Source organism: Paenibacillus sp. YAE3 (assembly GCF_057546105.1).
Genome location: NZ_BAAIYF010000016.1, coordinates 71,785 through 86,337, shown reverse-complemented (window position 1 = coordinate 86,337; position 14,553 = coordinate 71,785). Strand labels below are relative to the sequence as shown.

The 14,553-nt window shown below is 53.4% G+C and carries 8 protein-coding genes; all 8 read left to right on the top strand.

Annotated elements, in window-relative coordinates; translation table 11 throughout:
• The first annotated feature begins 4 nt into the window (after positions 1-4).
• The 8 genes from AC27KL_RS24550 to AC27KL_RS24515 all read left to right on the top strand — a co-directional run bounded on the left by AC27KL_RS24550 (position 5) and on the right by AC27KL_RS24515 (position 14,059).
• Positions 5-1,324 (top strand): glycoside hydrolase family 125 protein, encoded by a 1,320-nt coding sequence (locus AC27KL_RS24550; RefSeq protein ID WP_212952028.1) that lies wholly within the window; start codon positions 5-7, stop codon positions 1,322-1,324.
• The gene (locus tag AC27KL_RS24545) at positions 1,321-4,458 is read left to right on the top strand and encodes a beta-galactosidase (protein WP_487171423.1); all 3,138 of its coding nucleotides are present in this window, start codon (positions 1,321-1,323) and stop codon (positions 4,456-4,458) included. Before AC27KL_RS24550 ends, AC27KL_RS24545 begins: the two co-directional genes overlap by 4 nt.
• Before the next feature lie 535 nt (positions 4,459-4,993).
• Positions 4,994-7,741 (top strand): alpha-mannosidase, encoded by a 2,748-nt coding sequence (locus tag AC27KL_RS24540; RefSeq protein WP_487171422.1) that lies wholly within the window; start codon positions 4,994-4,996, stop codon positions 7,739-7,741.
• A gap of 566 nt (positions 7,742-8,307) precedes the next feature.
• A complete protein-coding gene (locus tag AC27KL_RS24535) occupies positions 8,308-10,116 on the top strand; it encodes an ABC transporter substrate-binding protein (protein ID WP_036710702.1) in 1,809 nt (602 codons plus the stop codon).
• Positions 10,117-10,192: 76 nt separating this feature from the next.
• On the top strand, positions 10,193-11,155 hold the full coding sequence (locus AC27KL_RS24530) for an ABC transporter permease (RefSeq protein WP_212952031.1): 963 nt from the start codon (positions 10,193-10,195) through the stop codon (positions 11,153-11,155).
• Between the two features lie 13 nt (positions 11,156-11,168).
• Positions 11,169-12,095: an oligopeptide ABC transporter permease gene (gene opp4C, locus AC27KL_RS24525; protein ID WP_212952032.1), complete on the top strand. Its 927-nt coding sequence runs from the start codon at positions 11,169-11,171 to the stop codon at positions 12,093-12,095.
• 11 nt (positions 12,096-12,106) lie between these two features.
• A complete protein-coding gene (locus tag AC27KL_RS24520) occupies positions 12,107-13,090 on the top strand; it encodes an ABC transporter ATP-binding protein (RefSeq protein ID WP_487171421.1) in 984 nt (327 codons plus the stop codon).
• A 3-nt stretch (positions 13,091-13,093) separates the two neighbouring features.
• Positions 13,094-14,059, top strand: coding sequence for an ABC transporter ATP-binding protein (locus AC27KL_RS24515; RefSeq protein ID WP_487171420.1), 966 nt, complete (start codon positions 13,094-13,096; stop codon positions 14,057-14,059).
• Positions 14,060-14,553 lie beyond the last annotated feature (494 nt).

Sequence of the window (14,553 nt, the reverse complement as noted above, 5' to 3'; positions counted from 1 at the left end):
TCAATTGGAACAATTCAGACTTCCCAAAATACCGATGCCTAAGCTTGAGCTGCCGCAGGCTATTCAAGACGTAATCCAAGAAGCCGAAGAGAAGCTGGCCCACCGGCCCAAGCTGCTTCAGCTGTTCAAAAATTGTTTCCCGAATACGCTGGAAACGACGACGAAACTGATGGACGATGGAACGACCTTCGTGATCACGGGCGACATTCCCGCCTCCTGGCTTCGGGATTCCGTCGAGCAAGTGATTCACTACGTGCCGTTTGCCAAAAATGACGCCGATCTGCAGCGCATCATCGGAGGATTGATCAAACGCCATATCCACTACGTTCAAATCGATCCTTACGCGAATGCCTTCAACGAATCGGCGAACGACTGGCATTGGAATACCACCGATAAGACCGAAATGTCGCCTTGGGTGTGGGAACGCAAATTTGAAATCGATTCCCTGTGCTTTGTCATCCGTCTAGCCTACCTGTATTGGAAAGAGACGGAGCTTACCGATATTTTCGATGCCAACTTCAAAGCGGCGTTGCGTAAAATCGTCGACGTATTCAAAACCGAGCAGCGCCATTTTGAGCTGTCGCCGTACCGTTTCACGCGGAACAACGGCATTTTGACCGATTCGCTGCGCAACAACGGAATGGGGATGCCGGTGAACTACACGGGCATGATCTGGTCCGGATTCCGCTCCAGCGACGATGCCTGCGATTTCCATTACAACATTCCGGGCAACATGTTCGCGGTGGTCGCATTGCGCCAAATGCAGGAATTTGCCGAATGGGTATTCCGCGACATGGATCTCCTTGAAGAGCTCAAGGAGCTTGAAATCGAAGTCAATCACGGCATTCAGCTGTACGGCATTTACCGCCATCCGGAATTCGGGCCGATTTACGCCTATGAGACCGACGGCTTCGGCAACTACTGCCTGATGGACGACGCGGGCACGCCGGGACTGATGTCCATTCCTTACCTGGGCTACACGACGGCCGACGATCCGATTTACCAAAATACGAGACGGTTTGCCCTCAGCAAGGAAAACCCGTTCTATTTCGAAGGCAAGGCGGCCAAAGGCATCGGCAGCCCGCACACGCCGGAAAATTATATCTGGCACATGGCCTTGTCCATGCAGGGATTGACGGCGCAGACGGCCGAGGAAAAACTGGAAATGATCGCAATGCTGGAAGCAACCGACGCGGACACGGGCTTTATGCATGAAGGTTTCCATGCCGACGACCCGACCATCTTCACGCGGAAATGGTTCGCTTGGTCGAACAGCCTGTTCTCGCAGTTGGTTTATAAAGCGATGAAGGAAGGATTGCTATGAGCCAAAACCGAATCATCATTTTTTGCGATCCCGATTTCCCGGCGGCGGGCCTGATCCCGCAGGCCGGGGCGTTCGGGAAAACGGAGGGCGTAAAAGTCGTCGGCGCCGCAGAGCTTGCCGATGCCCTGCGCGGGCTTGAAAACGGCTGTTTCGTCAATTTGCACGCCCCTTATTTTCCAAAATCCGCGTGGACGGAAATATCGGCTTTCCTTCATCGGGGGGGAAGTTTGATCAGCGCGGGAGGGGCGCCTTTTAAGCGTCCGGTTTCTTTGGAGAACGGATCCTGGGTTCCCCAAACGGAACAGACGGCGTACCATCAAGAGCTGTACATTCATGAAGCTTTGCGGGTGGATACGGCGAAGGTCGCCTCGCTTGCGGCCTCGGACAGCATTCCGCTTCTTGCGGGACAAGAAGGGCTTTTCGAATTGGACGATGTGTGGAACCTCGTGCCGCATACGACCAAAAGCAGCGACCTGCCTCACCAGATGGGATCGGCGGGCCCGATGAGCACGCAGATTTATCCGCTGCTGAAAGGGGTCAGCGCCGAAGGGCGCGAAATCGCCGCGCCGGTCGTGCTGTGGGAAAACTCCCGCGTCACGTTTGCCGGTTCGCGCTGGATGTTTGTTTTCCTGCCGCTGAAGGCGGCATTCTGGGACAATGGCGGCGCAGAGCGGTTATTGGCATGGGCGCGTTTTTGCGCCAAAGGGGTCACCGAGCTCTCGCTGAAGCCGAATTATGCTTCCTATGAAACGGGCGAACACGCCGTGCTGACGCTTCAGACGCAAATTTTGCAGCGCGGTGACGAGCGGGCCGAGGCTCCCGAAACATGGAGCTTTGCGCTGGAAGTCCGCCATGAGGGAGACGGCGGCGAGGTTTGGAACCACCAATTCGAAGCCCAAGTGAGCAAAGAGCAAAATTTTGTCCGCATTCCGGTTCCGCTGGACGTTCAGAGCGGATTGTACCGGATTCGCTGCCGCGCGGAAGGTCCCGACGGCGAAGTGCGGATATTGCGCCAAGGCTTCTGGGGACGCGACGACCGTTTGCTGGCCGAAGGGGAGCCGATCAGCCGCAGCCGCGACTATTTCGTCAAGGACGGACGGCCTTTGCCTGTCGTGGGTATGACGTACATGACCTCCGACGTGGCCCGCAAGTTTCTGTTCCTGCCGAACGTAGACGTTTGGGAGCGGGATATGGCCCAAATGGCCAAAGCCGGCATCAACTGGATCCGTACCGGCGTATGGACGGCATACCGGAATATCATGCAGGTCGACGGACACGCGTCGGAAGAGGTTCTGCGCGCGATCGACGCCTTTTTCCTGACGGCCAAACGCCACGGTCTGCAGGTAACCTTTACGTTTTTCTCCTTCACGCCGGAGACTTGGGAAGGGGTCAATCCTTATCTGGATCCGCAAAGCGTGGAGGCTCAGAAGAGATTCATCCGCAGCATCGTCAGCCGCCATACGGCGACGACCCATGTGGATTGGGATTTGATCAACGAGCCTTCGATGTTCGACCCGCCGCGGATTTTCTCGGAAGGCCCGCGTTCCGCAAGGGATCCGTTCGAGCGCCAGGCGTTCGTGAAGTGGCTGAAACAGCGTCACGGCGATATAAGAAGCCTTCAGGAGGCCTGGAACATGTCGCCGGACCAGCTGCCCGATTTCGAGTCGGCGGTCATTCCCGAAGCGGAGGACATCAACTTCGACGTACAGGATATGCATAAGGCGAAAAAAGGAACCAGATGGCTGGATTACTGCCTCTTCTCGATGGATATGCACAACGTTTGGGCAGAGCAGCTTGTAGGCACCATCAAAGAACTGTGCCCGAACCACCTCGTGACGGTCGGTCAGGACGAGGCGCTTGGCGCTCAGCGGCCTTCTCCGTTTTTCTATGAAAAGGCCGTTGATTATACGACCGTGCACTCCTGGTGGCTGAACGATTATTTGGTTTGGGACGGCATTTTCGCCAAAACGCCCGACAAGCCGAACCTGATTCAGGAGACCGGCATCATGTACGTAGAGACGCCGGACGGACGCGCCAAACGCTCCGAAGCGGAGCTGCGCAACATTCTGGAGCGCAAATACGCGTACGCCTTCTCGACGGGGGGAGCCGGAGCGATTCACTGGATTTGGAACACGAACTTCTATATGGACAACGCTAACGAGTCGCATATCGGCGCCCTGCGGGCGGACGGCACGGAAAAGCCGGAGGCCGACGTCTCTTATGATTTTGGCCGGTTCATTGCGGAAACGCGTGACTTGTTCACGGACCGCGAGCTTGAAGATATCGCCGTCGTCTTCCCGTATTCGAACGATTTTTCGAACCGGGCTTTGGCGTTCCAATCGACGACCCGCCTGACGCGACTGATGTCCTATGATCTCAAAATTCCGTTCCGAGGGGCATCCGAATATCACTTGGACGCGCTGCGGCGGCAAACGCCGAAGCTGATCATGGTACCAAGCCCGCATAATATGGACAGCGGCGCTCTGGAAGAATTGATCGCCCTCGTCAAGGAATCGGGCGTAACGCTTCTCGTGACCGGACCGCTCGGCCTCGATGCCTACTGGCGGCCTAGCGACCGCATGGACGAGGTGCTTGGCAAACGCAAGCTCGCCAACGTCCGCAGGGAGGAAATGCTGGGTCTGGGCGGCCGTCCGATGGCCGTTTCTTTCGGCCACCGGCGAATTGCGGAGGTCGTCAAGGAAAGCCCGGCTGATGCGGATGGAATCCAAGGATCCATGGACCATGTCGTCGACATGCCGCTCGGCAAGGGACGCCTGATCTGGAGCAGCCTTCCGCTGGAGCTGAACGGCCGCGACGAGCCGATCGTGGAGCTGTACCAGTATGCGGCCGAAGCCGCAGGCGTGGGGCAGGACATGCATTGGATTGCCGGCGGCGAGCTTCCGGGGGTATACGGACGGAAATTAAGCTTTAAGGAAGGGAACCTGTACGTGTTCGTCTCCGAGTTCGGCTGGGATGCTTCCGTCAAGGTTCAGGATCCGCGCACCGGGGCAGCTTATAGCTTTACGCTGGAAAGCGACCGGAGCGTATTGTTTGCCACGGACCGGGAAGGCCGCATTACGGCGGTGTACCGTCCGGACGAAGTTCCCATCCGCACGGAAGGCGTTCAAGCATAAAGGCTTTGGGATGAGATAGGCCTTGCTCCAAAGTCGGCAGACGAGGATGGACCGAGTTTGCTGCAGGGCCGCGGAGGCTTTCGGGTATGGAACAGCTGTCCTCATATGGTGGACAGTTGTTCTTTATCCCGTTTGGACGGCTTAAGGCGCAATCATCGTGTGTCGTTTTGAAACGACGCACCTGGGGATGAATGTGACCGTAATAAGATTTTGCGGAAAAATCGCAGGTTTCCCTATACGATGAGGACATATTTAAGTATAATATGTGACGTGGCAAGACGATGGAATATTTTTGACTTGAACGAAAAAAGGGAATCATTCCCTGATTTGTGATATAGAGCATAACCTGTCATTGTTCGTGTGGAATGGACAGTCGAAAGGCTTCCGTACGGTTCGAAAGAAGCCGGCAATGCAAGCGATCATTATAAAACGAAACGTATATTGGACAAGCACATGATCTCATTACGGGGATTCCTCGGCCGGTCGGCCGCATGAAGCGGCAGGCCCGGACTTACAGAAAAGGGGATTGACTTTCATGACTTCACAACCAAAACGAACCGCGCATATCATTTCGCACACCCACTGGGACCGGGAATGGTATTTGCCTTATGAAAAACACCACATGCGCTTGATCCGCCTGATGGACGTGCTGATGGATACGCTGGAAAAGGACACGGAATACAAGAGCTTCTACCTGGACGGACAAACGATCATTTTGGAGGACTACCTGCAGGTGCGTCCGGAGCAGAAGGAGCGCCTCGAAAAATATATCCGCGAAGGGCGCATTTTCATCGGCCCGTGGTATATCCTGCAGGATGCGTTCCTGACGAGCGGCGAGGCGAATATCCGCAACATGCAGGTCGGCCATAAGGATGCCGCGCGTTACGGGCAAATTTCCAAAATCGGTTATTTCCCGGACACGTTCGGCCTTGTCGGACAAACGCCGCAGCTCATGCGCCAATCCGGCATCGACAATGCGGTGTTCGGCCGCGGCGTGAAACCGACGGGCTTCAACAACACGGTGTCCGATTCCGATTACGAATCCTCGTTCTCCGAGCTGATCTGGGAAGGCCCGGACGGCTCCCGCGTGCTGGGCATCCTGTTTGCCAACTGGTACAGCAACGGCAACGAGGTTCCGGTCGATCCGGAAGAAGCCAAGGCATTCTGGGACAGAAAGCTGGCAGACGCCGAGAAGTATGCTTCGACTCCGGAACTTCTGTACATGAACGGTTGCGACCACCAGCCGATCCAAACCGACCTGGCGGAGGCGCTGGAGACGGCCCGGAAGCTTTATCCGGATACGGAGTTCGTGCACTCCAATTTCCCGAAATATCTCGAAGCCGTGAAAAAAGCCAAAGAAGGCGAGCTTTCCGTCGTTCGCGGCGAACTTCGCAGCCAACGCACCGACGGTTGGGGGACGCTCGTCAATACGGCTTCCTCGCGCGTGTATCTGAAGCAAACGAACCAGCTCGGACAGACGCTTCTGGAAAAGGTGGCGGAGCCGCTGGCATCGTATGCCCGTCTTGCCGGACAGGAATATCCGCATGACATGCTGACGTATGCTTGGAAAACGTTGATGCAAAACCATCCGCATGACAGCATTTGCGGCTGCAGCGTGGATGAAGTGCATCGCGAAATGGTAACCCGTTTTGCGAAAAGCCGCGACGTCGCGGAATCGATCATCGACGAGAGCAAGCAGGCGGTCGCCGATGCTGTGAATACTTCGGTATTCGGCAGCTATGGGGAAGATGCTGTTCCGTTTGTCGTGTTCAACACGACCGGATGGAAACGCAGCGGCACCGTGTCCGTCGATCTGGACGTCAAACGCGTATACTTCCGTGAAGGACACTCCTTCGAAGACATGAGAAGCCAAATGAAGGACTTTGACCTTGGCTTGCGCGCGGTCGTGGATGCCGACGGCAACCCGGCAGCTTTTACGCTCGAGGATCTGGGCCTTCGTTTCGGTTATGACCTGCCGGACGATAAGTTCCGTCAACCTTATATGGCCCGCGCCGTCCGCGTGACGTTTGAGGCAAGCCAAATCCCTGCGCTCGGCCTGAAAGCTTATGCGCTCGTTTCCGGAGAAGCGGCGCCAGGGCTTCAGGTGCAGAAGGATTCCCTGGTCAAAGGCGGCAACGTCATCGAAAACGGCATCCTGCGGGTGGAAGCGGCGCCGAACGGCAGCCTGTCGATCACGGACAAGCGCACCGGCCGCGTGTTTAACGATCTGATGATCTACGAGGACACCGGCGATATCGGCAACGAGTACATGTACAAACAGCCGGAAGGGGAAGAGGCCCTGACGACGAAAGATCTCGCGGCTTCCATCCGCGTCGTCGAAGACACGCCTTACCGGGCCGTCCTCGAAATCGTGCATGATTGGGAGATTCCGGCGTCCGCCGAGGAGCTTCTCGACCGGGAGCAGGTGGAACTGGTTTATTACCCTGTGCGCAAAGCGCAGCGCGTGAAAGAAACCGTTCCGATGAAAATCCGCACGTTTGTCAGCCTGGAGCGGGAGGGACAAGGCGTTCACATCGAAGCCAGCTTCAACAACCAGGCGAAGGACCATCGCGTGCGCATGCTGATGCCTACCAATATCGAGGCTTCCAAATACCAGGTCGACTCGATGTTCGAAGTGGCGGTACGCGATATCCATCCTGCGAAGGAATGGGAGAACCCAAGCAATACGCAGCACCAGCAGGCCTTCGTCGACGTCAGCGGCGAGGGGGCCGGACTGACGGTCGCAAACCGCGGCTTGAACGAATACGAGGTTTTGCGCGACGGCCGCAACACGATTGCCGTTACGCTGCTGCGCTCGGTGGGCGAGCTTGGAGACTGGGGGCATTTCCCTACGCCTGAAGCCCAATGCCTTGGCGAGCATACCGTCCATCTCGAAATCATCCCTCATAGCGGCGATGGAGTCGAAGCGGGAGCTTACCAGGAAGCGTACCGGTTCCAAATCCCTTGGACTGCCGCGCAAACCGGGCAGCATGAAGGCGCCATCGACGCCGTCCATGCGCCGTACGCATGGGAAGCGGACAACGGCTTGGCATTTTCGGCCTGGAAGGTCAGCGAGCATACCGGCGACGATATCCTGCGCTGGTACAACATGAAGCGCGAGACGGCAGACTTGAAGCTCGAGCTGACGCAAGGCACGGCTTCCATGTACAAGACGACGATTTTGGAAGAGGACAGCAGCGACAAGCTGGCGACGGCTTCTGCCCGCGCAGAGCTTACCGCAGGTCCTTGCGAGATCGTCACCGTCGGAATCAAGCGTTCATAGATCGGCAAAGCAAGAGGGTCAGGGACATCCCTGGTCCTCTTTTTTATGATCCTGTATCTGTGATTTGTTCATGAAAACTATAGCGTCATTGATCCATAATTATATTATATTTCCAATATTTAAACCTTCTTGGATCTCTTCTTAAGTCCCATTCCCTGTCTATTCATCTTTGAAAACTCGAATTTCCACCCCTGTACACCCTTCGACTTTAACGTTAAAAAAACGACATGAGACGACCCGGATTTTTATCGAAAAACCCTTATTTTACAGGGTTTTTTCACATTTAAAAAAATTGATAAATGCGCACAAAAAAGATATTGACTAGGCATAAGTTTGCACGTATTATTTACATTAAATTTACGAGGAAAAATTACCCATTGTAATTTAATCCTTCCATTCTTGCTGTTTTCAATTGACCGATGGTCATTTAATGCATTAATGCTTTATTGCAAGTATGCAGGCGAAAGGCGGCAAGAAGCAGATTCATCGTCCGAAAAGGAGTGATCGCACCGTTTGTTTGCAGTACCCGTTTTTGGAGTTTCACTAAATCTAAGGGGGATTTTATTTTGAAGAGAAAGCTTTCGATATTTCTATTGACGCTTGCGATGTTTGGCGGATTGTTGGCTGGATGCGGGGGCGGCGATGAGAAAGCGGCAGATCCTGCGCCGACAGAGCAAGGAACGCAAAATAAAACCGACGACTCGAAAAAGACCGATGATACGGCCAAAACAGACGATACCGCAAAAACGGATGACGACAAAAAGGACGATGCTGCGGCAACCGATCAAAACGACGGCCTGTTCCCGGCTTCCGATCCGGCTTCCAGCCCGGCAGCGGCCATGAACCGGAAAGACACGCTGATCGTGGGCATGACAGCGCCAAAGGGAATTTTTAACCCGTTCTACGGAGAAACCGCTTATGACCAATACGTCATTAAGACCTTGTTCAGCAGTTTTTTGGAAGTACAGAAAGACGGAACCTATGCAAATTCGCTTGCGGACAAGGTTGACGTATCGCCGGACGGCCTGAAGTATACGTACCATCTAAAACCTGGCGTTAAGTATAGCGACGGAACGCCGGTAACGGTTAAAGATTACGTGTTTGCGCTTAAAGTGTTTCTTGACAGCAGCTATGACGGCCCGTCCGACCTGCTCAGCCTGAAGATCAAAGGCGGACAGGAGTACCACGACGGCAAAGCGAAGGATATTTCGGGGGTAAAAGTGATTGACGACAATACCGTCGAAGTGACCGTTCTGGAACCGCAGGCGATGACGAAAAACGACTTGGGTACGGTTTACCTGGTACCTGAAGCATACTACGGGAAGGGATACAAGCAAGGCAACACCGAGTCGATCAAAGCGCTCAACAATAAGCCGATCGGCAGCGGCCAATACGTGCTGACCAAATACGCTCCGGGCCAGGAGGTTGACCTTACGGCGAATCCGAATTATTTCAAGGGCGCGCCGAAAATCAAAAACGTCGTCTTCAAAACAACGACCGAGGAAACGAAAATGGCCATGCTGCAATCCGGAGAAACCGATATGGACATGGTCACCGTCAGCGAAGATAACGTGGAGGAGCTTATCTCTTACGGCTTCCTGGACGTGAACATCTTCCCGACGAACGGTTACGGATACATCCAATTCAATCATAAACTAAAGAAATTCCAAGACCTGAAAGTGCGTCAAGCGCTCGTATACGGCCTGAACCGTGCAGAGATCGTCGAAGGCGTCTACGGCAAGTACGCCGACGTCATCAATATTCCGCAGTCCAAGGTATCCTGGGCGTATACCGATGAAAACATCGAAAAATATGAATTCAACCTCGATAAAGCAAAACAATTGCTGGACGAAGCCGGATGGAAGGTCGGATCGGACGGCATCCGCGAAAAGGACGGGGAAAAATTGAAGATCAATTTCTCCGCGACGGCCGACAACTCGGTTGTAAATGCCATCATTCCGATCATGACCCAAAACTATAAGGAGCTTGGCATCGCTTTGACGTCCGAAACGCTTGATTTTAATGCCATCATGGACAAAAAGGATAAAGGCGACTACGAAATGTTCTTTGCGGCATGGGGACTCACGCCCGACCCGGATACGACGATCTTTATTACGAACGGGGCCCAGAACGAAATGGGCTATTCCAATAAAAAAGTCGACGAGCTGATGCTTAAGGCGAAGGTCGAGCTGGACCAAAACAAACGCAAAGAGCTCTATAAAGAGCTGTATCAAGAGCTGAACCGCGACCTGCCGATGATCTTCATGTATCAGCGTAGAGACATGTGGCCGATCAATGCCAGAGTCAAAGGCTTCGATCTTTCCCCGTACAAAGATTTCTCTTACGGCCTTTATAACGTGGAGTTGCCGCAATAAACGATGGAATGCATGATGCTCGGCTCCCGGCTTTCCGGGAGCCGGGCATATCCACATAAAGCCGGGAGGAATCGTTATGAAGCAGTACATTATCCGGAGGCTGCTGCAGATGATCCCGACCCTCATCGGGATATCCATCATCGTCTTTGCCATCTCTTCCCTAGTACCCGGAGATTACATTACGGCCCAGAACAACCCGAACATGACCCAGGAAAAGGCGCAGCAGCTTAGGGAAATCTACGGACTTGACAAGCCGGCGGTACAGCGTTACTTCATTTGGATCGGCAACATGCTGACAGGGAACATGGGCGATTCCCTGGTTCACAAGGAGCCCGTCACTTCCGTCATGAACAATTACGTATGGAACTCGTTTATCATCGCCTTTTTCAGTTTGCTGCTCGCATGGATCATCGCGATCTTTGCCGGCGTATTTTCGGCCAAATTCCAATATTCCTTTTTCGATAAGATCGTAACCCTGCTCGTGTTTCTATTCATGTCTCTTCCATCGTTCTTTTTGGGGCTTTTGCTCATAAAAACGCTTTCATTGGAATTGAAGCTGTTCCCTGTAGGCGGCATGACGACCGCGGGGCTTAACGCCGAGGGATGGGCATATATTTTGGACGTTCTAAAACACGCGGTTTTGCCGATCATTGTGTTGACGATGCTCAGTACGGGCAGCCTGACGCGTTATTTCAGAACCAGCATGCTTGAAGTCATCCATATGGATTATATTCGGACGGCACGGGCCAAAGGGCTCCACGAACGGGTCGTGATCTTCAAGCACGCCCTTCGCAATGCCATGCTGCCTGCGATCACGCTGTTGGGCTTTGAGCTTCCATCCCTGTTCGGCGGTGCGATTATCCTTGAAAAGATCTTCATATGGCCGGGGGTGGGGCAGGTATATCTCGAATCCATCAGTATGCGGGACTATCCTTTCATGCTTGGCTTCACGATTTTCATCGCACTGCTGACCCTGCTCGGAAACCTGTTGTCGGACGTGTTATACGGGGTCGCGGATCCAAGAATTCGGCTAAAGTGAGGGGGGAGAATCCATGTCCGTTATTGATGTAGCCAAAACAGACCCTACCGCCGGCAAAGCCATAAAAGCGCCCGCCTCTCCCTGGAGCATGGCCCTGCGGCGTTTTACCAGGAACAAACTGGCTCTGATCGGCTTTATCATACTCGTCATCATGTTTGTCGTTTGCTTTTTCGGCCCGCTTTTTTCGCCTTACGAGCTTGAAGATTACAAAATTTCGATGAAAAACAAACCGCCAAGCGCGGAACATTGGCTCGGCACAGACAATCTCGGCCGCGACATCCTGCTTCGCGTCATGCTTGCGGGGAGAATATCGCTTTTGGTCGGACTCATATCTACGACCATTTCGGTCATCGTCGGCGCAACGATGGGTTCCATCGCCGGCTTTTACGGCAGGGTGGCCGATACCGTCATTATGCGGATTACGGATATTTTCATGGCCATGCCGACCTTGCCGATCCTGATTATTTTGGGCGCGGTTTTGTCCGATTTAAAAGTCGATCCGAAATACCGTATATTTTTTCTTATGCTGATCATCGGCATTCTGGGTTGGACAACGATGGCGCGTTTGGTTCGCGGGCAAATTCTTTCCCTGCGCGAAATGGAGTACATGCAGGCCGTCGATGCACTGGGAATCCGGGACCGCCGCAAAATATTCAGGCACTTGCTGCCCAACACCGTTCCGATTATCATCGTTGCGGCCACGCTTAGCGTAGCCGGGGCGATTTTGTACGAATCCGTGCTGAGCTACCTCGGCATCGGCGTCGTTCCGCCGACACCGTCATGGGGCAATATGATATCGGCTGCCAACAACATGATCGATTTTCGAAAGAGGCCATGGCTGTGGATTCCTCCGGGCATGTGCATTCTTATCACGGTTGTAGCGATTAACTTAATAGGTGACGGGTTAAGGGATGCCTTAGATCCGAAAACGAAAAAATAGGGGATTCGAATATGGCGAAAAATCTGGTTGAATTTCGAAACTTGCAAACTCATTTCCGCACTTCCGCGGGCGTGGTCAAAGCGGTCGACGATGTCAGCTTTACGATTCGCGAGGGGGAAACCTTATGCGTCGTCGGCGAATCGGGCTGCGGCAAAAGCGTGACCGCCATGTCGATGATGCGCCTCGTGGAATCGCCTCCAGGGAACATCGTCGGCGGTGAAATCGTTTTTGAAGGCAAAAACCTGCTGAAACTGAACAACAACGAAATGAGAAGAATCCGCGGCAATGAAATCTCAATCATATTTCAGGAGCCGATGTCATCCTTAAACCCGGTCCTTACGATCGGCGAACAGATCACCGAACCGCTGATGCTCCATCTGATGATGGACCGAAAGGCCGCCAAAAAACGGGCTATCGAGCTGATCCGTCTGGTCGGCATCCCAAGGGCGGAGGAAATCTTCCATTCCTATCCGCATGAGCTTAGCGGCGGCATGCGCCAGCGCATCATGATTGCCATTGCTCTGAGCTGCAACCCGAAGCTGCTGATCGCAGACGAACCGACGACGGCGCTGGACGTGACGATCCAGGCCCAAATTCTCGATCTGATGCGGGATATCAAGAAAAAACTGAATACGTCCATTATGCTGATTACCCATGATTTGGGCGTCGTCGCGGAGATGGCCGATTTCGTTGTTGTCATGTACGCAGGCAAAGTCATTGAGGAAGCGCCGGTCGTCGAATTGTTCAAAAACCCGAAACATCCGTATACCCAAGGGCTTTTGAAAGCCAAGCCGGTCATCAACCAGACGAAGGAGAGGTTGTACACGATCCCGGGTCAAGTCCCCAATCCGATCGAGCTCGGAAGCAATTGCCACTTTCATGACCGCTGTGCCTTTTGCATGGACATCTGCAAAACGAAAGAACCGCCCCTCCGCGCCCATGAATCGGGCCACAAAACGGCATGCTGGCTCTATGAGGAAGAGGGGAGAGGGTAAGCGATGGGCGAAGCGTTGATCGAAGTCAAAAACCTGAAAAAATACTTTCCGATCACCGGCGGCGTATTTCAGCGCACCGTCGGGTACGTCAAAGCGGTTGACGACGTGTCCTTCGACATCCGCCGCGGTGAGTCTTTCGGGCTGGTAGGCGAATCCGGATGCGGGAAAAGCACCATTGGCCGCACGATTCTCCGCCTGCACGAAAAAACCGCCGGCGAGGTTAGGTTTAAAGGCCAGGATCTGTTCGGACTGCCCAAAAACAAGCTGAGGGAGCTGCGTCCGGAACTGCAAATCGTATTCCAGGACCCGTTCAGCTCTTTGAATCCCAGGATCAAAGTAGGGGAAGCCATCGGGGAGGCGCTGCTTGAGCACGGCCTGATCGAGAGGAAAAAGCTGAAGGAAAAGGTCGTCGAAACGCTGGAGATCTGCGGGCTGGCAAGCTATCATTACGACCGTTTTCCCCATGAGTTCTCGGGCGGGCAACGGCAGCGGATCGGGATTGCGCGGGCGCTCATCCTGAACCCCGACTTTATCGTCGCGGACGAACCCGTCTCGGCACTGGACGTATCGATCCAGGCGCAGATCATCAACCTGCTTAGCGATTTGCAAAAGGAGCGGCAGTTGACCTATCTCTTCATCTCCCATGATTTGAGCGTCGTCGAGCATTTATGCGACCGGATCGGCGTGATGTATTTGGGCTCCATGGCGGAAATGGCGGACAAAAAGGCGCTTTTTTCAAACCCGCTGCACCCGTATACGAAAGCCCTGCTCTCGGCAATCCCGATCCCCGACCCGACGCTAAAGCGGGAGCGGATCGTTTTGCAAGGCGACATCCCAAGTCCGGCCAATCCGCCCTCGGGATGCAAATTCCATACGCGCTGCCCGTTGGCGTCCGATATTTGCAAAAAGGATATCCCGGCGTTCCGCGAGGCCGAACCGGGCCACTTCGTGGCATGCCATTTTGCTTGACCCATTGAACTTATCGAGTCTTTCTTTCCAAGAAGAGATTCGGTAAGTTTTTTGGTATTTTTAGGAGCATAAGGAAAACCAATCTGTTATGTAAATACTGATATGGCAAACCCTAAGAACAGTTGAAAATCGTAAGCAATTCCATGAAATACAATAATTACATTTCGATGTATTTATGCATAATTATTCCATTGACAGATGAATCTGTTTCCAGTAAATTTGATCGTATTATATCGAATATTTACCATGTCAGGTAACCTGACAACTAAATTGAAATCCGGACGGCGTTCAACCGTTGTAAGCGAATTCAATTTTTCCATCACTTCCGAACAGGCCATTTCTTACTTAGGCATCCTCTGCTCTTTAACATTAAAATCCGAAAAGAAATGGTTTCTATTTTCACGATAAACCCATTGTTGCCGCTTGTTTTGCGTCATTAAAAAAATTAATCCGATGTGCCTAAAAAAATATTGACGTGAGTTTAATTTACACGT

Bases quoted from the DNA above. Each gene is read 5' to 3' on its own strand.
- AC27KL_RS24515 (WP_487171420.1), top strand. From the start codon at position 13,094: ATGGGCGAAGCGTTGATCGAAGTCAAAAACCTGAAAAAATACTTTCCG.
- AC27KL_RS24545 (WP_487171423.1), top strand. From the start codon at position 1,321: ATGAGCCAAAACCGAATCATCATTTTTTGCGATCCCGATTTCCCGGCG.
- opp4C (WP_212952032.1), top strand. From the start codon at position 11,169: ATGTCCGTTATTGATGTAGCCAAAACAGACCCTACCGCCGGCAAAGCC.
- AC27KL_RS24530 (WP_212952031.1), top strand. From the start codon at position 10,193: ATGAAGCAGTACATTATCCGGAGGCTGCTGCAGATGATCCCGACCCTC.
- AC27KL_RS24520 (WP_487171421.1), top strand. From the start codon at position 12,107: ATGGCGAAAAATCTGGTTGAATTTCGAAACTTGCAAACTCATTTCCGC.
- AC27KL_RS24540 (WP_487171422.1), top strand. From the start codon at position 4,994: ATGACTTCACAACCAAAACGAACCGCGCATATCATTTCGCACACCCAC.